Source organism: Tropicibacter alexandrii (assembly GCF_003667315.2).
Classification (GTDB): Bacteria; Pseudomonadota; Alphaproteobacteria; order Rhodobacterales; family Rhodobacteraceae; genus Tropicibacter; species Tropicibacter alexandrii.
The window spans coordinates 32,979-50,115 of the sequence record NZ_RCTZ02000026.1; the positions used below are offsets into that span (position 1 = coordinate 32,979).

The following is a 17,137-nucleotide window of genomic DNA, read 5'->3' on the forward strand; positions in this document are numbered from 1 at the left end:
CCGGGGTGAAAAGAGGCAGGCGGGGTCAGGCGGCCCGGGGCGCTGTCCGCGATTGGACAAAGTCCAGCCAAGCGGCCAGTTCGCAGGCCCGCTGGCGCAGGTCCAACGCCTCGGCAGGAAGACCCAGCGCGGATGCCTCTTCGGCCTCCAGCAGCGGGATCAACCCCGCATGCGGGGCAAAGATGCCGCCCGCGCGCAGGAACGCCGCGATGTCGGCAGGCGCGCATTCCGGGTGATACTGGGTCAGCCAGAGAGTGGCCGCACCTTCGGTGATCGCGCAGGCCTGCACGGCGGAATGGGCATTGCCCGACAACAAGGTCGCGCCACCGGGCAGGGTCGCGACCTCGTCACGGTGGATGCAGGGGGCGGCGTAGCCGGGGCTGCGCCCGTTCATCATCGGATGGCCCTGCCCGGCCTCGGTGATCCGGATATCGCGCGCCAGCCCGGCCTCGATCCCGTTGGGCGAGGCGCGCAAGGTCCCGCCCAGCAGGGTCGTGGCCAGATGCAGCCCGTTGCACGAGCCCCAGATCGGCAGGCCCGCCTCGATGGCATGGGTCAGCGCCAGTCGTTGCGGCTCGGCCTCGGGCGCGCAAGCCGACCATGCCACACCGGCCCCGGTCAGGATCACCGCGTCGACACCCTCGAAATGCGGTTGGGCGGTGTAGGGATTCGCGATTTCCGGCACCAGCGTCGGGTCCAGCGCGGTCAAGGTCGCGACAAAGAAGCCCGCCGCGCCGGGCAAGTCCGGGGTATTGCCTTCGAGGATGAGGATACGGGGCATCGCGCGCGCTCCATCAAGCAGGTCGGGGTACGCCCTCGACCTACCTCGTTTGCGCGCGATGCGACGCGCGGGAAGGCGACACGCCGCCCGCGGGATGCGACCTCAGGGATTGTACCGGTCGGCCAGATCGTCGGTGTCGCCCAGCGCGGCCAGACGCACTTCCCGGATCAGGCGCAGCGTCGGCTTGGTCGCGAACAGGACCGACCCGATGACGAACAGCCAGATTGCCGGGGTCTCATAGGCCTTCCAGAAGAACAGCACCGAGCCGATCAGGAAACTGATCGCAGCGGCGAAATCGACGACGGTATAGGCGATCTCGAACAGGGCGTAGACCCGGCGCGACTTTTCGGATTTCTGACGGTTTTCGTGGCGGAACAAGGTCATGGCGGTCTCCTGTCTTTGCCACAGGAGCTAGGGTCATTCGGCAGGAAGGCCAAACCGGTTTTCGGCGCGCAGACCGGTGGTGGGCGCGTCAAGGCAATCGCCCAGCAGCAGGGTGAACGAGGTCGGGAAGTCCGGCTTGTCGAAGACGAGCGTGGCGCGTCCCCAATGGGTCGAGCTTTGCCCGTCAAAGCCGAGGCTCGCCCCACAAGAACCGGGCGCCTGCGCGATCCAATAGGCGTCATGGGTGCCACGATTGGCGTAATTGCCCGCAAGACCGGGGATCACTAGACGGGCCTCGGCCCCGTCCGGATGGGTGAAGGAAAAGATCGCCGCATCGCCGACCTCGGTCTGGTAGACGATGCGCCCGGCGTCGCTGTCCCAGCTTTCATCGGCAAGGGCTTGGGTGGCGGTCAGGGCGGCGAGGGCAAGAGCAAGGCGCATGGTCGGGTCTCCTGTTCTGAGGGCAGGATGACCTAAGGGGCGGTGTTGGGCCAGTGGGGTTTTCCATGCGTGCCGCGCTGAATTGCGGGCAAAGCATGCGTTGGAATGAAGCGCCACCGCGCACGGCTGCAAAACGCGGCTAACCCCAAGGCCCGCTTAACGGCTCAACCCACCATGCAGCGTCGGCACGTCCAGCGACGCGAAGCCGTAATGGCGCAGCCAGCGCAGATCCGAGTCAAAGAACGCGCGCAGGTCGGGGATGCCGTATTTCAGCATCGAAATCCGATCGATCCCCATCCCGAAGGCAAAGCCCTGCCACTCGTCCGGGTTCACACCCGCCGCCGACAGCACCTTGGGGTGGACCATGCCCGATCCCAGAACCTCCAGCCAGTCGTCACCCTCGCCGATCTTCAGCTGGCCATCGACCCAGGAACACTGGATGTCGACCTCGGCGGACGGCTCGGTGAAGGGGAAATGCGAGGCGCGGAAGCGGGTCTTGATCCCGTCGATCTCGAAAAAGGCGGCAAAGAATTCCTCCAGCACCCATTTCAGGTTCGCCATGGAGATGTCTTTGTCGATCGCCAGCCCCTCGACCTGATGGAACATCGGCGTGTGGGTCTGGTCGTAATCGGCGCGATAGACGCGGCCCGGCGCGATCACCCGGCAAGGCGCGCCATATTTCTCCATATGGCGGATTTGCACCGGCGAGGTGTGGGTGCGCAGCACATGCGGCGGGCGATTGTCACCCTCTGCGCGATGCATGTAGAACGTGTCCATCTCGGCCCGCGCAGGGTGATGCGAGGGGATGTTCAGCGCGTCGAAATTGTACCAGTCGGTGTCGATCTGCGGCCCTTCGGCGACGGAAAAGCCCATATCGGCAAAGATCGCGGTGATTTCCTCGGTGACCTGGCTAATCGGGTGGATCGTGCCCGTGCGCGAGGCCCGCACCGGCAGGGTCACATCCAGCCATTCGGCGCGCAGGCGTTCGTTCAGCGCGGCATCGGCCAAAGCGGCCTTTTTCGCGCCGAGGGCCGCGTTGATCTCGTCCTTCAGGGCGTTCAGCTTGGGCCCGGCGACCTGCCGCTCCTCGGGCGACATCTTGCCCAGCTCGCGCATTTGCAGGCTGATCTCGCCCTTCTTGCCCACGGCCTTGACGCGGAGGTCCTCAAGCGTGGCCTCGTCGGCAGCATTGGCGATCAGATCGATATACTTGGCGCGCAGGTCGTCCATCGGGGCCTCCTGGAAAAAGTCGCCCCCTGTTAGCAGGTTCGCCCCCGGTTGCAAGATGGCGCGCGCTGCGAACCCCACAGGCGTGTCAAGCGCGAGGCTTTGCACGCAAGGATTGCGCCACACCCGCATTGGCGCGGGATCGCGCCGTCACATCCCTTTTCATGTGGCCAAAAGCGGATTATCCGTTAAGCAACCTGATCCACGGAGCCAGAGTGAACGAACGCGCATTCCTGACGGTCGACCTGAGAGAGGTCGGTGCCGGCATGACCCGGTTGCAAGCCGAGGGCCATGTCGCCCGCGCGCGTGAATTGGGGCGCAATGCGCTGGAGCATAGCGCGAGTATGGCGCTGTCGGCGGGTCAGGCAATGATGCGCCTGCGGCTGACGGAACGGCTGGTGCGGCTGGCGCTGGCGGCGGGCGACCTGTCGGAGGCCCGCACCTTGCAGGATCACGCACTGGCCTTTGCCCGGGACAAAGGACTGGCCGCATCGGTCTGGGTCGAAATTTCCCTGCGTTTTGCCGAGGCCCGCATCGACGAGGCATGGGCGCTGGCGCAGGAGGCGCAGCTGGGCACCGACCAGCCGCCCACCCCCGCCATCCGGCGGGTCATGGCGCAGCTGGCCATAGAGTCCGACGAGATCGCGACCGCCGAGGCGATGCTGCGCAGCCTGCTCGACGACACCCCTGGGGATGTCGCGGCCTTTGCGCTGCTGTTCGAGGCAGTGTCGGTACGCGACCCCGACGCCATCGTCCCCGAGGCGCTGGCCCGACTGGAGGCCGGTCAAGCCACCCCCGCACAGGTGCTTGCGCTCGATGCGCATTGCCGCCACGGCGATATCGCGCCAGAGGACCTGCTGCCGCTGCTGACCCGCGCCGTCGCGCTGTTTCCCGACCATGCGGGCCTGCGCCGCTGCCGGGACAAGCGCGCAGCGAATGCGGAGGCCGCGCCGCTGCGCGGCAACAGCCCCGAAGCACAGCTGGCCGAGATCAAGGCGCGGATGCAGGCGCGCGGCGCCTTCCGCGAGATTGCCGCCGCCCGGCTCGAAGCGATGTCGGCGCTGACGGAACGCGACCTGACACGCCCGGTGATGGCCCAGAGCCACGGCACCAACATCGCCCAGTCCCCGATGCTGGTCGGGGGCGACGTGATGCTGCGGTTTTCCGGTCTCGCCGATACCGGGTTTTCCCATTACATCGACGCCATGGCCAGCATCGCCGGGCTGAACGTCGTCTACCTGCACGACAAAAAGCGCCTGTTCTACTGCAACGGGCTGCCGGAACTGGGCGACACTCTGGACGCCACCCTGGACAGCCTGCGCCGACGCTTGGCGATCTACGGCAATGTGCGGCTCAGCACCTTCGGCAGCTCGGCCGGGGGGTTTGGCGCCCTGCTCTACGGGATTCTGCTGGGCGCGGATCGGGTTCTGGCCCTGTCCCCCCCCGTGACCACCCTGCGCGATGTCAGCCACCGGCTGAACGATTACCGCGCCCGCGCCCTGCTCAAGCGTCTGGAACTGCGGCTGGGCGACGGCGTGCGCGACATCCGCCAGATACTGGAACGCCATACCGGCCCGGTGCCACGCATCGATCTGGTCTATGGCGCCGACAATAAAATCGACCACGCCCACGCCACCCATCTCGCCGATCTGCCCGGCGTGCATCTGTATCCGCTGGACGGCGTCGACACCCACAACACCAACGGCCTGCTTTCGAGCCTTGGCCTGATGCCCGCCCTGATGCGCGGCGACATGGCCTGTCTCGACGGAATGGTGACCCGATGACCTACCTGCAAACCCGGTTCCCCGACGATGCCGCCGCCCAGCCGCAACCCGGCGGCAAGGGGCCTGCCCTCAGCCGGTTCAAGGGCGGCAATTACGACGTGTCATCCACCTGCAACCTGACCTGCGAGGGCTGCCTGTTCTTTGCCCGCGCCGATGGCGTTCCCCTTGATCGGGACGGCGGCGACGACTGGGACGCGCTGTTCGCGGGCGAGGCCGCGCGCGGCGTGAACTTTGCCTATATCGCGGGGGCCGAACCCTCGCTCGTTCCGGGGCGGCTGGCGGCGGCGTGGCGGCATATCAAGGCCGGGGTGATCTTTACCAACGGCACGCGCAGGATCGACCCGGCGATCGGGTTTCGCATCCATGTCTCGCTTTGGGGGCTGGACGAGCTGGCCGCGACCCTGCGCGGCGGGGATTCCGTCGCCAAGGCCCTGCGCAACTATGCCAGCGATCCGCGCGCCGTCTTTGCCTTCACCATCAGCCGCGAGAACCTGCATCAGGTTCAAGAGGTCACGCGACGCGTGGCCGAGGCCGGGGGCAAGCTGACCTTCAGCTACTTCTCGCCGACCGAAATCTACCAGACGCAGGCCGGGCGCGTGACCGGCAACGACTACATGCGGCTCGACGAAAGCATCCGCCTGTCCGCCGCCGACCTGTCCCGCGCCCGCACCGAGATCGAGGCCGCCATGGCCGCGCATCCCGAGACGGTGATCTATTCCCTCGACTATGACGACTGGGTCCGGCAACCGGGCGAGCGGCTGTACGATCTGGACGAAAACGGCATCGCGCGGGATTGCGGCAACCGCCTGAGCCCCGAGCACCGCCACTACACCCATGACGGCAAGCCGAGCGGAGGCAAATGCTGCCTGCCGAACCTCGATTGCCGCGACTGCCGCGCCTATGCACCGGCGCTTGGCACCTTTGTCACGCGCTCCACGACCGCCCCCGAGGCGCGCCGCGCGCGGCTGCGGGCGCTGCGGATCTGGTATCGCCTGTTCATGCCGCTGGACGCATAGCGCCCCGGCGGGCCCTTTGCCTTGCGCCGGATCGCGGTGTTTGCCCGCTTTCCACCTGCCGCGAACTTGGATAAGGGCTGATGCCATGAACCGCTCTCCTTTGTTCGGGATCGCCCTTGCGCTCACCGGTGTTCTTGTCCTGACGCCCGACACGCTGCTCATGCGTCTGTCGGGGCTGTCGGGCTGGGCGATGCTGGGCTGGCGCGGGCTGGGCATGGCCAGCGTGTTTCTGGTCGCATGGGCGCTGACCGCGCGAGAGCGCCGTCGCGATCTTGCCATGCTGTTCACCGGCGCCGGAGCCGGGGTGGTGCTGTGCCAGATCGCCAACCAAGCCTTCTTCAACATCGGTATTGCGGCGGCCCCGGTGGCGATGGTCCTTCTGGGCGTCGCGGCGGTCCCCGTGTTCTCGGCCGTATTCGCATGGCTCCTCGTGCGCGAGCCGACCCACCCCGCCACATGGATCGCGACCCTGCTGGTGATTGCCGGTATCGCCGTCGCGGCGTCGGGCAAGCCGGTGGATGGCATCGCGTTGGAGGCAGGCGCGCTTTGGGGCGGTGTTGCCGGGCTTGGCGTCGCGGCGGGCCTCGCGGGAAGCTTCGTGCTCATCCGCCTGAACCCCGGCGTGTCGATCCTGCTCACCATCGGGGTTGCCTCGACGATCTCGGCGGCACTCGGCGCGGCGTTGGCCGGTCCGCAAGCCCTGACCAACGGCACGCTCTGGCCGATCCTGCTGGCCGCATTCGTGGTGCTGCCATTTGCCTTTGGCGCGATGTCGCGGGCCAGTCGGCATACGCAGGCGGCAAATGTCAGCCTGATCCTGCTGCTGGAAACCGTGCTGGGCCCGCTTTGGGTCTGGGCCGGTGTCGGCGAGGCCCCGACCCCGCGCATGATGCTGGGCGGGGCGATCGTCGTGGCCACGCTGGCCGGGTATATCGCGATCACCGCCCGCCGGTCGCTGCGCGCGCGGCGGGTCGCGTGACGCGCTTCGGTCTTCACGCCGGACGGGCTTGGGCCACCATCGTCAACCCGAACAAGAGCAGCGCCGCGGCCACCGCACAGGCGACCGTCCGGACCGTGTTCCAGAAGGTCCAGCGCGGCAGGTAGGTGCCGGTCCAGTAGGCGCGGGTTGCGTCCTGCGACAGGTCCATTCCGGCCAGTGCCTCGTTCATCGGCACGTTGAAGACCACCGTGACGCCGAAACAGCCCAGAAGGTAGACCAGCCCCGCCGCCGCCACAAATGGTGCCGCCGGTCCGGTCTGTCCGAGCACGGCAAGGACGATCAGCGCCAGCGACACGATGGCAAGGCCGAGAAACAGGGTCATGAAGACCCAGCGAAAGACCTCTCGGTTGATGGCCTGCATGGCCTCCGCGCCGCCATGGCCGCTGGTGACGGACAGGGCGCGCATGATGAAATCCGAGAAGGCAAGGAAGACGCCGCCAACCAGCGCATAGGCGAGGACAGCGAAGTGGGTGAAGACGAGGAAAAACGGGGACATGGGGACTCCTTGGGTTGGGGGCGGCAGGCCGGACACCTGCCGCCGCGAGGGGATCAGCGCGCGGGTCGCGCCATGGTCGGACCGGGGGCCGGTTGCCGGAGACGCGCCCGGAAGGCCGCAAGGCAGAGCGCCGCGATCGCCAGTTCGATGACGAGCGCGCCGACGATGCTGCCCGATGGCATCCCGTCCAGCGCGATCCCGACAAGCCGCCCAGCCGGGAAGGCGATGAACACCGTCAAGGCCGTCGCCAGTGCGGTGGGCAGCAGCGCCTGCCGCCAGATCCCCAGCAGCATCAGCAGGCCGAACCCCGCCAGCCCGGCACCGGGCGCGCGCAATTCGCTCAGCAGGTTGGGATCCGCCGCCAGCGCGATGCCGTATCCGGCATAGAAGGCATGCGGCACAAACAGGATGCCAGCGCCGATGCCCAGCGCGGTCGCTCCCGCAAGGCCAAGCGCGGCTTTCTCGAAGAAGGTCGGTTTCATGTCGATATCCTTTCCGGCGAAGGCGTCAGGCGGCCTGTGTCCACGCACCCGACCGCGCGGCGGAGCGCGCGAAATCGGCAAAGTCGCGGGGGGCGCGGCCAAGCGCGCGCATCACGCCATCCGTGACATGTGCGTTGCGGCCATCCAGCGTCTCGCGGGCGATGGCGGTAAAGATGTCGGCGACGAAGGGGCCGCCCGCCTGCGCCACATTCGCGTGGAAGTCGTCGAAGGTGATCGGGATGTGTCGGATCTCCCGTCCGACGGATTGCGACAGCGTGTCCGCCATGTCGGCAAAGGTCATCAGGCGCGGGCCGGTCACTTCGTACAGTTCGCCCCTGTGGCCGTCTTCGGTCAGCGCCGCGACGGCGACATCGGCGATGTCGTCGATATCGATGATCGGCTCGGGCGTGTCGCCGCCCGGCATCGGCAGCACCCCGGCAAGGATCGGATCGCGCAGGTAACCTTCGGAGAAGTTCTGCGCGAACCACGCCGCCCGGACGATGGTGAAATCGATGCCGGACTGGCGCACCACCTCTTCGCCGAGGCGGGCATGGTGTTCGCCGCGACCCGACAGCAGAACGAGGTGCTCGACCCCGACGTCACGCGCCGTTTCACACAGCGACTCGAGCTTTTCCACCGCGCCGGGGAAGGCAAGATCGGGGAAGTAGGTGACATAGGCCGCGCGCGCCCCGCGCATCGCCGGGGCCCAGGTCTCGGGCGCGTCCCAGTCGAAAGGCGTGGCGGAACTGCGCGAGCCACGGCGCACCGGCAGGCCGCGCGCTTCGAGGCGGGTGGCGACGCGGTGGCCGGTCTTGCCGGTTGCGCCGATGACGAGGATGGGTTGGTCTTTCATGGGGTGTCTCCCTTGCTTCAGTTTCGATAGCCAAGGGATAACTGCCGACAGGCCGCGCGGTATTGACCGCCAATGCCAGCCTTTTGACCGCTGCGGCCAAGGCGCGGGTCAACCGTGGGACAGCCGTTTGCGATAGCTCGCAGGGGTGGTTCCGACCCACCGCTTGAAGGCGCGGGTAAAGGCGCTTTGCTCCGAGAAGCCGGTCAAGAACGCGATCTCCGCCAGCGAATGGCTCTCGTCCCGGAGCAGACCTTCGGCAAGGTCGCGGCGGGTCTCTTCGGTCAGGGTCTGGAACGTCATCCCGTGATCCGACAGCCGTCGGTGGAAGGACCGCGCACTAAGCCCGAGGCCGCGGGCGATCTCGGCCATCTTCGGGGTGCCCTCGCTGAGGGCCTGCGCGATGGCCGCACGGGCTTGCGTGACCAGCGGCGGCTCGGTGGTCAGTTCGGACAGTTCCGCATCCAGATGCGCGGCCAGATAGTGCGATATCCCCTCGTCCCCGAGGATATTGGGCCGGGCAAGCGTTTCGTCATCGTACAGGATCGCGTCGAGACCCGCGCCAAAGCGCACCGGGCAGCCGAACCACGCCTCGTGCGCGGCGACCCGAGGCGGGGCTGGGTGCCGGATCAGCACCTCGACGGGCGACAGGGGAACGGGGCAGACCTGACGGGCGATGGACACCGCGCTGGCCAGCGTGGCCTCGTTCGACAGCCGCATGCCAAGATGCCGGTCGCCCGCCCGGTGCAGGATGAACAGCGTGCCGCCGGTCGTCGGCCGCAACTCGTATTCGACGACACTGGTCCACAGCCGCGCATAGCGTTCCACCCGCGCATAGGACGCCCCCAAGGTCGTCGCCGCCTTGAAGGCCAGACCCAGCGCGCCGTATTCGTCGAGCCGCATCGAGGCACCCGTGCGGATCGGCAGGTCGGTCGCATCGATCTGGCCCGCGATGGCTTCGAGCATGGCGTAATAGCGCGCGGCCGGGATCATCTGGCCGGGATTCCACGGCGCGTCGGGGTCGATCCCGACTTGGGCCAGCATAGCCGCAGCATCGATCCCGCTGCCCGCTGCGGCAACGACCTTGCGCGCGAAAAGAGAGGTCACGTAATCCATGCCACGCATCCTACGGCGCTCCGGCGGACCCGCCAAGCGCGGTCGCGGCATACCTATCCGAAGCGTCGAAAATGGCGATCTTGGGGGCCCCGTATCTCGGGCGCGGCCTCGGCCCCGCACGCCGGACCGCCTATGCGTGGAAGCGGCGGCGGTAGTCGCCCGGCGTCAGGCCGACGATCCGGTGGAACACCTTGCGAAAGGAACCGGCGTCGGAATAGCCGACCTCCCATGCGATGCGCTCGACCGGCAGGCGGCCGAATTGCAGCATTTCCTGCGCCTTGGCGATCCGCAGGCGTTGGGCGTATTCGGTGGTGGTCAGCCCGGTGGCCTTCTGGAAGCGCCGCAGGAAGGTGCGCTCTTCGAGACCGGCCAGATCGGCCAGCGTGGCAAGGCGCGCGTCGCGGCCTTCGGAGGCTTGAAGGAAATGCTGCGCCTTGAGGACCTCGGCATCGCCATGGGTCATGCGGGGGACAAACCCGCTATAATAGCTTTGCGCGCGCCCCGGCGGATCCACCAGCATCATCCGCGCGGTCTGCGCCATGACCACCGGGCCAAGGAAGCGATCCACCAGCTTCAGGCCCAGATCGGTCCAGGACATCAGCCCGCCCGCCGACAGGATATCGCCCCCGTCGATGATCAGGCGATCCGGGTCCAGTGGCACATCGGGAAAGCGGTCGCGAAAGGCCTCGGCATAGGCCCAGTGCGTAGTGACCGCCCGCCCCGCGAGCAGCCCGGTTTCGGCCAGCAGGAACGCCCCGCCACAGACCGAGGCCAGCACCGTGCCCTCGGCATGGCGCGCGCGCAGCCAACAGGCCAACGGGGCGGCGGTGTCGGGGGTGATTGGTTCTTCGAGAGATGGCGGCAGGATCAGAACGTGACAGGGGTCATCCTCGGGCGTGCCCGGCGGCGCGTCCAGCATTCGGACCTGAAGCCGGTCCTTCTCCCCGGCTAACCGGCCAGCGACGTGGAACAGGTCCGCCAGCCCCATCGCCGCCGACTGCTGGGCGCCCGGATACAGAAGGATGCCGATCCTGACTTGGTCCATTTGTCGATATCGCCCCGCTTTATGTCGATTGCGCCAATGGATGAAAAGGTGGGCTTTGACCAGATTGAGGTCAAGAGACCCGCGAAAGGCCTGAAACGGTCAGGCCGCCAATCAGCAAAGGAGAGCCCATGAAACTGCACCAGATCCGCAACGCCACCCTGATCGTGACCTATGGCGGCAAGCGCTTCCTCGTCGATCCCTACCTTGCCGACAAGGACGCCTATCCCGGTTTCGAAGGCACGCTGAACAGCGAAATCCGCAACCCCCGCGTTGACCTGAAGACGCCGATGGACACGATCCTCGACTTTGACGCGCTGATCCTGACGCACCTGCATCCCGACCATTTCGACGAGGCCGCGATCAAGCTGCTGCCGCGCGACAAGCCCACGGTTGTGCAGGATTACTCGGATGCCGAGCTGATCAAGGCGCTTGGCTTCACCGATGTGCGCCCGCTGGGGATCGAGACCAGCTTCGAGGGTATCACCCTGTCGCGCACCCGCGGTCAGCACGGATCGGAGCAGGCCTATGTGTACGCCGCCGAACTGCTGGGCAACGTGATGGGCGTGGTGTTCCGCGCCGAGGGCGAAAAGACGCTGTACCTTGCTGGCGACACGATCTGGAACCAGATGGTCGCGACCAACCTCGAGATGTTCAAGCCGGATGTGATCGTGCTGGCCGCCGGTGACGCTCAGGTGCCGGGGCTTGGCTCGATCATCATGGGCACTCAGGACGTGAAAACGGTGCATGACGCCGCCCCGAATGCGCAGATCGTCGCCAGCCATATGGAGGCCATCAACCACTGCGCCCTGAGCCGCGCCGACCTGCAATCCTTTGCAGAGGCCAACGGCATGACGGACCGCCTGTCGATCCCGGCGGACGATACCGTGTTGGAGTTCTGAGCATGAGCGACGCGAACAAGGCCACTGTCCGCGCTTTCTACGACGCGATCAACGAGAGGCGTTTCGACGTTCTGGACCAATATTGCCACCCCGATTTCGTCTTTTACCATCAGGTGGATACGCCGCATCCCGGCGTCGCGGGCTTTCGCGAGTCCGAGGAAAAGAACTTCGCGGCCTTCGATGACTGGCAGATGCCGATTGTCGACCTGATCGCCGAAGGGGATCAGGTTGCGTCCTACATGATCTTCGAGGGCATCCATGCACGCGACTGGGCGGGCATTCCTGCCTCGGGGCGCAAGCTGCGCTTCTCGCTGTTCATGAAGCTGACCCTGAGGGACGGTCTGATCATTGAGAAACGCGCGCATTTCGACCGCGCCGATATCCGGCAACAACTCGCCGGATGACAGTGCACGCCGACAGGGTTTTCACTCCCGATCCCTGTCGGCGTTTTGTCCCCACCAAAGCGCCGAGGTCAGCGGTGGCCCCAGCCACGGATGATGACGGCCTCGCGATCCGGTTTCGCGGTTTCCAGCGTGCCGACGAACACCCGCCGGTTCATCCAGTCGAGCGGCCCGACCGGCGCCGTGACCGAGATGACCGACAGCTTGTAAGGGGCATCCGGCACGCTCTCGTCGATCTTGCAGCGGTTGTGGATCGTCAGGATATCGCCCGCCTCGGTGCGCATTTCATAGAGCGCGTCGAGCGTCTTGAACCCTTGGCGGTCCACCAATTGACGGTCCGCGCCGCCCGGCAGGACCTCGCCCGAAAGCCCGTCAATCCCCGGCCCGGCAAAGACGCGACCGCCAAGGATCGGCACGATGTAGCGGTGGCCCTGCGGCGTCTCGCCCAGATCCTCGCGCGGGGCAATGTCGACCACCGCCGTCCAGATCAGGGAAAACCCGGGCAGGCTGGGCTGACGGGTCGCAAACAGCTCTTCGGGGGTCATGGCCCTCTCCTTTCACAATCTGCGACAGGGTTTCGCAAAACCTATCGCACGACCTGCTTTTTTATTATTCCTTTATACCGTTTCTCTTTAGCCTTTTCGCAGGAGAGGAGCCAGAGCCTTGGCTCGAGGGAGGATACATGAAACTGACCCACGCATTCACCACCACCGCCTTGGCCGCCGTCATGGCGCTTGGCACCGCGCTGCCCGGCTTTGCCGCCGACAAGCTGGTGATCACCATGGACACCCCGCCGGGGCATGTGCGCACGCGCATGATCCACGAATTCGTCGACCGGATGGAAGACCGGTCCGGCGGCGAGATGGAGTTCGAGGTGTTCGACAGCAACACGCTTTATTCCGCGCGCGACTCGATGAAGGCCGTTGCCCGTGGCGATGCCGGCATGACCATCCTGATCACGCCCTACCTGTCGCGCGTCGTGTCCGATTTCAACGTTTTCGACCTGCCCGTCCTGAACGGCATGACCGAGGATGAGCGCGCCGCGATGCTGGATGGCGGTCTGGGCGAGGCGCTGTCCAAACAGGCCGAGGACAAGCTGGGCATCGTCGTGCCGGGCAAGTTCTGGTCGATGGGCAAGGTCTACCTCTGGTCGACCGCCAAGCCGATGACCGAGTTCGCCGATCTCAAGGACATGCAGGTGCGTATCCCGGGCGGCGCGGCCGTTGTCATGCGCATGAACGCCATCGGCGCTTCGGCGGTGTCGATGCCCGGCAGCGACGTGCCGCTGGCCCTGCAACAGGGTACGGTCGACGCGACGATGAGCGGGCCGGATTACGTCTATAACAACAAGTTCTGGGATGCCGGTGTGCAATACGGCTTTTGGGATGGCGGTATCGTCGGCTTCCTTCTGCCGATGGTGAACGCCGATTACTGGGCCAGCCTGACCGAAGAGCAGCAACAGCTGTTCCGCGAGACATGGGACGAGGTCACGATGATCGAGCGCGAAACCGTCAAGGCCGAGGAACAGGAGTTCGTCGCCAAGCTGGCTGAGCACGGCGTCACCACCGTTGCCGCCACCGACGCCGATGTGGCGCAGGCCAACGAGGCGATGATGCTGGTGCAGGACGAGATGATCGAAAAGCTCGAAATCTCGCCCGAGATCGTCGAACTGGCGACGAGCTTTGCCAAGTGAGCGCCGTCGACCGCCTCTTTGACGGTTTCGACACGGTGATCGGCTGGGTCACGGCGGCACTGCTCGCCGGGGCCTACGCCCTGTCGGTGTTCGGCGTGATCGAGCGTTACGTCGTCTCCGGCTCCGGCACGGATTGGCTGTACGAGGTGGTGATCTTTGCCATCGTCTGGGCCATCCTGCTGTCGGTCGCCCGGATCGAGCACCGCCGCGCTCATATCCGCATGGACATCGTCTGGCGCAGGCTCAGCCCCTCCGGCAAGATCCGCGCCGAATATGTCTCGCTTCTGCTCGGGCTCTCGTTCAGCGCCTTCCTTGTCTATAGCGGTTGGCTGGTCGTCGAGGACGCGATGATGTGGGACGAGCGCACGGATTCGTCCCTGCGCCTGCCCTTCTGGCTGTATTACAGCGCCCTCAGCACCGCCCTGTCCATCCATGTGCTGTTCGTCCTGCACCGCCTCAGCCTGCTTGCCCGTGGCAAGATGAAGCTGGAAACCGGCGATCTTGCGACAGTGATCGACCACAGCGGGGATCTTTCGGATTGACCCTATTTCTGCTCTTCCTCGGCTTCATCGTGGTCTGCGGACTGCTGATGATCGGAGCCCCGATCTATCTGGTGCTCGGCACCGTCGCCATCGCGCTGTTGCTGATCGAGGGCTATTCGATGCCCGGGTTCGGCCAGCACGTGCTGGACCACCTGAATTCGCCGGTGCTGATCGCGGTGCCCTTCTTCCTGCTGGCGGCGGTCACGATGCGCGGCGGCGGCATTGCCAAGGTGCTGTTCGACGCGGCGCTGACCATGTTCGGCTGGGTGCGCGGCGGGCTGGCGATTGCCGGTGTCGCGGCCACGGCAGTGTTCGCGGCGATCAACGGATCAAGCATGGCGACGGCTTTGGCCATGGGCACGCTTCTGGTGCCGTTGATGATCGAGAAGGGCTATAAACCCAGCTTTGCCATGGGATTGACGGCGGCGTCTGCCACGCTGGGCATCCTGATCCCACCCTCGCTGCCGATGCTGCTGATCGGGATCATCGGCGAGGAATCCGTGCCGCGCCTGTTCCTTGGCGGCGTCCTGCCGGGCCTGCTGCAAGCCGGGCTGTTCATGGCCTATATCTTTGCGGTCGCGAACAAGGTCGGCGGTCAGCCCATGCCGATGGCCACGCCGCGTGAGATGGTCAAGGCCAACACCCACGCGCTGGCCGCCTATGCCATCCCGGTGATCGTGCTGGGCGGGATCTATGGCGGCTTCGTCACCCTGACCGAAGCCGCCGTGCTGGGCGCGACCGCTGCGATCTTTGCCGTGCTGTTTGTCTATCGCACGGGCCGGGTGCGCGACCTTGTCCGGCTGTTCTCCGAGGCGATCGACCGCACCGGCGTCGTCACCGTCAAGATCATCGGGGCCTTCCTGCTGTCGGCTTGGGTGATCAAATCCGGCCTGCCGCAAAGCCTTGCCCGCACCGTGGCCGAGATGGGGCTGGAGCCGTGGCAGTTCCTGACCTTCATGAACATCTTCCTGATCCTCATGGGCATGTTCCTAGAAGGCGCGGTGATCATCCTCGTGGTGCTGCCCATCGTCGCCCCCATCGTGCGCACGCTGGGCATCGACATGACGCATTTCGCGGTGGTGATGATCATCAACATCGAGCTGGCGCTGCTGTCGCCGCCGATCGGGCTGAACCTGTTCATCATGGCCAATGTCACCCGCAGGCCGGTGGGAGAGGTCATCAAGGGCACCCTGCCCTTCTTCCTGCTCATGCTGGTGCTGCTGATCGTGATCACCTACGTCCCGTCGATCACGACCTTCCTACCCAACATGGTGTTCGGCGCACCGTCCTGAGGCGGGCAAGAAAAACCCGGCCTGTCGAATGGACGGCCCGGATCGTTCATGCCCGGCCGACGCAAGGCAGCTTCGAGCCCATCTTGCAATTCTTTTGCACCGCAGCCAAGGTCTGCAAAAGTATGTAGCGAAAAGGCAATGTGCTTGCTCGGACGCCAAACTTCAGGAGCTCCGCCCATGAGACTTGATCCGCAGTTGCACAGGTTTCGATTGGCCAGCAGAGATCTTTTCAACCAGTATTATTTTCCGGGTCCGCCTAACTCCATCGATATTTGGGATGCACTCGAACTTTTCGCTCCGGTCGAAGAGGTTCTATTTCAGACGTTGGTAATTCAGAAATCGCCCCTATCGCCTACAAGTTACGGAGCGCCAAACTCAGAAATCCTTGTTGTTGTGCGAAGTGATAGCACTCCGATAATGGTAAATCGTGAGCGAGGTAAAGATCATGGATATTGGGATTTCCCAATTGAAAGAGTTGATCGGAAAATAGTGATGAACTTCGTGTGCTTCTTTGACTTCGACAAAACCAGACACCAAGACCATCAATACGTGCATGTTGAGATTGCAGACTGGGCATCGGACCCGGAAGTGGTTGGCAGGCGAGCGTTGATAGAAAATCAATATGTGTCATTCGAACTGGCCTCGAATGTCGGGGAGTGAACAACGAGAATGATATTGTTCGGCCACGGCAGCCGACACTGGCGCAGTCGTAGCGAAAGCACATTTTGTCCGCACAGCTGACCTTTTGGGTCCAGTGGATTGGGAAAACTCAGCTCTGTGAAGCCAGGAACCCCAGCGCCATACGGTTGAAGACCTCGGGCTGGTCCTGCGGCACCGAATGGCCCGCGTCTGCGATGACCTCCATCCGGGCCTGCGGCATACTGCGCGATATTCCCGACATCATCGCCTTGAAGATCGGGCCGGTGTTGGCGCCGGTCACCAGCAGGACCGGCATCGGCAGCGCCGCGAGCACCTCGCGCGGCAACAGCGGGAATTCGTCCGACGACAAGGCCACGCGCTTGCCCGCCATCATGTTCTGACGGCGCTGTTCCAGTTTCTCCGGCGGGATCGTGGCGATATCGGCATTCTGGATGCCGCCGGTCAACAGCATCGCGCCAAGGTCATCCTCGCCCCGCTCGAATGCTGCGCGCGACGGGATCACCGTCGCCTCGCGAAAGGCCGCCGCCACGGGTGCGGTGTCCGGATACATCTCGGCATATTTCATCATCGGCGGCTCGCTGGCCACCACGGCGCGCACGCGGCCCGGGTGGTTGACCGCCAAAGCCAGCGCCGCGAAAGAGCCGTAAGACGACCCGACCAGAACCGTGCTGTCGATCCCGAGCGCGTCCATCAGCGCGACAATGTCCTCGGCATTCTCGACGGCGCTGTGATCGGGGGCCTCCATCCTGTTGCCGTTGGGCCAGTTGAACCGGCAACTCAGCGCAATGCAGTCGTAGTGCCGCGTAAAGGCCTCCCATTGCGGCGCCCATGACCGATAATCGCCCATGACCCCGTGCAGAAAGATCAACACCGGGCCAGAGCCGCCGCGCACATAGCTGATGGTTGCGCCATCCGGCATCGTCACCGAAAGCGGGGTCAGGCTGTCCAATGGCACGTGGTGTCCTCCCGTTACTGACCCCGCACCGTAGACAGCCCCGGTATTCGAGACTAATAATTTATCACCCCCA

Annotated in this window: 20 protein-coding genes; 9 read left to right on the forward strand and 11 right to left on the reverse strand. The window is 65.3% G+C overall.

The window, feature by feature from the left end:
• Positions 1–25 precede the first annotated feature (25 nt).
• From D8Z78_RS21685 to pheS, 4 genes are all read right to left on the reverse strand, one after another.
• Complete coding sequence (locus D8Z78_RS21685; RefSeq protein ID WP_121632778.1) at positions 26–781, reverse strand: glutamine amidotransferase-related protein; 756 nt, start codon at positions 779–781, stop codon at positions 26–28.
• Positions 782–883: 102 nt separating this feature from the next.
• Positions 884–1,165 (reverse strand): YrhK family protein, encoded by a 282-nt coding sequence (locus D8Z78_RS21690; RefSeq protein ID WP_121632780.1) that lies wholly within the window; start codon positions 1,163–1,165, stop codon positions 884–886.
• Between the two features lie 33 nt (positions 1,166–1,198).
• Complete coding sequence (locus D8Z78_RS21695) at positions 1,199–1,606, reverse strand: hypothetical protein (protein ID WP_121632781.1); 408 nt, start codon at positions 1,604–1,606, stop codon at positions 1,199–1,201.
• A 156-nt stretch (positions 1,607–1,762) separates the two neighbouring features.
• Positions 1,763–2,836, reverse strand: coding sequence for a phenylalanine--tRNA ligase subunit alpha (pheS, locus tag D8Z78_RS21700; RefSeq protein WP_121632835.1), 1,074 nt, complete (start codon positions 2,834–2,836; stop codon positions 1,763–1,765).
• A 212-nt stretch (positions 2,837–3,048) separates the two neighbouring features.
• Here pheS and D8Z78_RS21705 point away from each other — a divergent pair, with 212 nt between their 5' ends.
• The 3 genes from D8Z78_RS21705 to D8Z78_RS21715 all read left to right on the forward strand — a co-directional run bounded on the left by D8Z78_RS21705 (position 3,049) and on the right by D8Z78_RS21715 (position 6,612).
• Entirely contained in the window at positions 3,049–4,617 is a 1,569-nt protein-coding gene (locus D8Z78_RS21705; protein WP_121632783.1) for a tetratricopeptide repeat protein, read from the forward strand.
• Entirely contained in the window at positions 4,614–5,633 is a 1,020-nt protein-coding gene (locus tag D8Z78_RS21710; RefSeq protein WP_121632785.1) for a hypothetical protein, read from the forward strand. The genes D8Z78_RS21705 and D8Z78_RS21710 overlap by 4 nt, the downstream gene beginning before the upstream one ends.
• Before the next feature lie 85 nt (positions 5,634–5,718).
• Positions 5,719–6,612 carry a DMT family transporter gene (locus D8Z78_RS21715; RefSeq protein WP_121632787.1) on the forward strand — a complete coding sequence of 298 codons (894 nt, stop codon included), beginning with the start codon at positions 5,719–5,721 and terminating at the stop codon, positions 6,610–6,612.
• A 13-nt stretch (positions 6,613–6,625) separates the two neighbouring features.
• Here D8Z78_RS21715 and D8Z78_RS21720 read toward each other — a convergent pair whose 3' ends face one another.
• From D8Z78_RS21720 to D8Z78_RS21740, 5 genes are all read right to left on the reverse strand, one after another.
• Positions 6,626–7,129, reverse strand: coding sequence for an anthrone oxygenase family protein (locus D8Z78_RS21720; protein ID WP_121632788.1), 504 nt, complete (start codon positions 7,127–7,129; stop codon positions 6,626–6,628).
• 53 nt (positions 7,130–7,182) lie between these two features.
• Complete coding sequence (locus D8Z78_RS21725; RefSeq protein WP_121632790.1) at positions 7,183–7,611, reverse strand: DUF4345 domain-containing protein; 429 nt, start codon at positions 7,609–7,611, stop codon at positions 7,183–7,185.
• A gap of 25 nt (positions 7,612–7,636) precedes the next feature.
• A complete protein-coding gene (locus tag D8Z78_RS21730; RefSeq protein WP_121632791.1) occupies positions 7,637–8,464 on the reverse strand; it encodes an NAD(P)H-binding protein in 828 nt (275 codons plus the stop codon).
• Positions 8,465–8,572: 108 nt separating this feature from the next.
• Positions 8,573–9,577, reverse strand: a complete 1,005-nt coding sequence (locus D8Z78_RS21735) for an AraC family transcriptional regulator (protein ID WP_121632793.1) — start codon at positions 9,575–9,577, stop codon at positions 8,573–8,575.
• A gap of 130 nt (positions 9,578–9,707) precedes the next feature.
• On the reverse strand, positions 9,708–10,622 hold the full coding sequence (locus tag D8Z78_RS21740) for a GlxA family transcriptional regulator (protein ID WP_121632794.1): 915 nt from the start codon (positions 10,620–10,622) through the stop codon (positions 9,708–9,710).
• A gap of 128 nt (positions 10,623–10,750) precedes the next feature.
• On the opposite strand from D8Z78_RS21740, the gene D8Z78_RS21745 reads away from it, so the two are divergent.
• Positions 10,751–11,521 carry an MBL fold metallo-hydrolase gene (locus tag D8Z78_RS21745; RefSeq protein ID WP_121632796.1) on the forward strand — a complete coding sequence of 257 codons (771 nt, stop codon included), beginning with the start codon at positions 10,751–10,753 and terminating at the stop codon, positions 11,519–11,521.
• Between the two features lie 2 nt (positions 11,522–11,523).
• Positions 11,524–11,925: an ester cyclase gene (locus D8Z78_RS21750; RefSeq protein ID WP_121632798.1), complete on the forward strand. Its 402-nt coding sequence runs from the start codon at positions 11,524–11,526 to the stop codon at positions 11,923–11,925.
• A gap of 68 nt (positions 11,926–11,993) precedes the next feature.
• Here the strand turns inward: D8Z78_RS21750 and D8Z78_RS21755 are convergent, their stop codons facing one another.
• Positions 11,994–12,467 carry a DUF3237 domain-containing protein gene (locus D8Z78_RS21755; RefSeq protein ID WP_121632800.1) on the reverse strand — a complete coding sequence of 158 codons (474 nt, stop codon included), beginning with the start codon at positions 12,465–12,467 and terminating at the stop codon, positions 11,994–11,996.
• 137 nt (positions 12,468–12,604) lie between these two features.
• On the opposite strand from D8Z78_RS21755, the gene dctP reads away from it, so the two are divergent.
• The 4 genes from dctP (at position 12,605) to D8Z78_RS21775 (ending at position 16,109) form a co-directional block, all read left to right on the forward strand.
• Positions 12,605–13,615, forward strand: a complete 1,011-nt coding sequence (gene dctP / locus D8Z78_RS21760; protein WP_121632801.1) for a TRAP transporter substrate-binding protein DctP — start codon at positions 12,605–12,607, stop codon at positions 13,613–13,615.
• Positions 13,612–14,157, forward strand: coding sequence for a TRAP transporter small permease (locus D8Z78_RS21765; RefSeq protein WP_121632803.1), 546 nt, complete (start codon positions 13,612–13,614; stop codon positions 14,155–14,157). Before dctP ends, D8Z78_RS21765 begins: the two co-directional genes overlap by 4 nt.
• Positions 14,154–15,449: a TRAP transporter large permease gene (locus D8Z78_RS21770; RefSeq protein WP_121632805.1), complete on the forward strand. Its 1,296-nt coding sequence runs from the start codon at positions 14,154–14,156 to the stop codon at positions 15,447–15,449. Before D8Z78_RS21765 ends, D8Z78_RS21770 begins: the two co-directional genes overlap by 4 nt.
• A 177-nt stretch (positions 15,450–15,626) precedes the next feature.
• Positions 15,627–16,109 carry a hypothetical protein gene (locus D8Z78_RS21775; protein WP_128910886.1) on the forward strand — a complete coding sequence of 161 codons (483 nt, stop codon included), beginning with the start codon at positions 15,627–15,629 and terminating at the stop codon, positions 16,107–16,109.
• 109 nt (positions 16,110–16,218) lie between these two features.
• On the opposite strand, the gene D8Z78_RS21780 is transcribed toward D8Z78_RS21775, so the two are convergent.
• The gene (locus tag D8Z78_RS21780; RefSeq protein WP_128910887.1) at positions 16,219–17,064 is read right to left on the reverse strand and encodes an alpha/beta fold hydrolase; all 846 of its coding nucleotides are present in this window, start codon (positions 17,062–17,064) and stop codon (positions 16,219–16,221) included.
• Positions 17,065–17,137: the final 73 nt, after the last annotated feature.

Excerpts from the sequence above, each read along its gene's own strand:
- D8Z78_RS21690 (WP_121632780.1), bottom strand. The coding sequence starts at position 1,165 with ATGACCTTGTTCCGCCACGAAAACCGTCAGAAATCCGAAAAGTCGCGC.
- D8Z78_RS21725 (WP_121632790.1), bottom strand. The coding sequence starts at position 7,611 with ATGAAACCGACCTTCTTCGAGAAAGCCGCGCTTGGCCTTGCGGGAGCG.
- D8Z78_RS21720 (WP_121632788.1), bottom strand. The coding sequence starts at position 7,129 with ATGTCCCCGTTTTTCCTCGTCTTCACCCACTTCGCTGTCCTCGCCTAT.
- D8Z78_RS21730 (WP_121632791.1), bottom strand. The coding sequence starts at position 8,464 with ATGAAAGACCAACCCATCCTCGTCATCGGCGCAACCGGCAAGACCGGC.
- D8Z78_RS21755 (WP_121632800.1), bottom strand. The coding sequence starts at position 12,467 with ATGACCCCCGAAGAGCTGTTTGCGACCCGTCAGCCCAGCCTGCCCGGG.
- D8Z78_RS21710 (WP_121632785.1), top strand. The coding sequence starts at position 4,614 with ATGACCTACCTGCAAACCCGGTTCCCCGACGATGCCGCCGCCCAGCCG.
- D8Z78_RS21735 (WP_121632793.1), bottom strand. The coding sequence starts at position 9,577 with ATGGATTACGTGACCTCTCTTTTCGCGCGCAAGGTCGTTGCCGCAGCG.
- dctP (WP_121632801.1), top strand. The coding sequence starts at position 12,605 with ATGAAACTGACCCACGCATTCACCACCACCGCCTTGGCCGCCGTCATG.
- D8Z78_RS21750 (WP_121632798.1), top strand. The coding sequence starts at position 11,524 with ATGAGCGACGCGAACAAGGCCACTGTCCGCGCTTTCTACGACGCGATC.
- pheS (WP_121632835.1), bottom strand. The coding sequence starts at position 2,836 with ATGGACGACCTGCGCGCCAAGTATATCGATCTGATCGCCAATGCTGCC.
- D8Z78_RS21775 (WP_128910886.1), top strand. The coding sequence starts at position 15,627 with ATGAGACTTGATCCGCAGTTGCACAGGTTTCGATTGGCCAGCAGAGAT.
- D8Z78_RS21685 (WP_121632778.1), bottom strand. The coding sequence starts at position 781 with ATGCCCCGTATCCTCATCCTCGAAGGCAATACCCCGGACTTGCCCGGC.
- D8Z78_RS21715 (WP_121632787.1), top strand. The coding sequence starts at position 5,719 with ATGAACCGCTCTCCTTTGTTCGGGATCGCCCTTGCGCTCACCGGTGTT.
- D8Z78_RS21695 (WP_121632781.1), bottom strand. The coding sequence starts at position 1,606 with ATGCGCCTTGCTCTTGCCCTCGCCGCCCTGACCGCCACCCAAGCCCTT.
- D8Z78_RS21745 (WP_121632796.1), top strand. The coding sequence starts at position 10,751 with ATGAAACTGCACCAGATCCGCAACGCCACCCTGATCGTGACCTATGGC.
- D8Z78_RS21740 (WP_121632794.1), bottom strand. The coding sequence starts at position 10,622 with ATGGACCAAGTCAGGATCGGCATCCTTCTGTATCCGGGCGCCCAGCAG.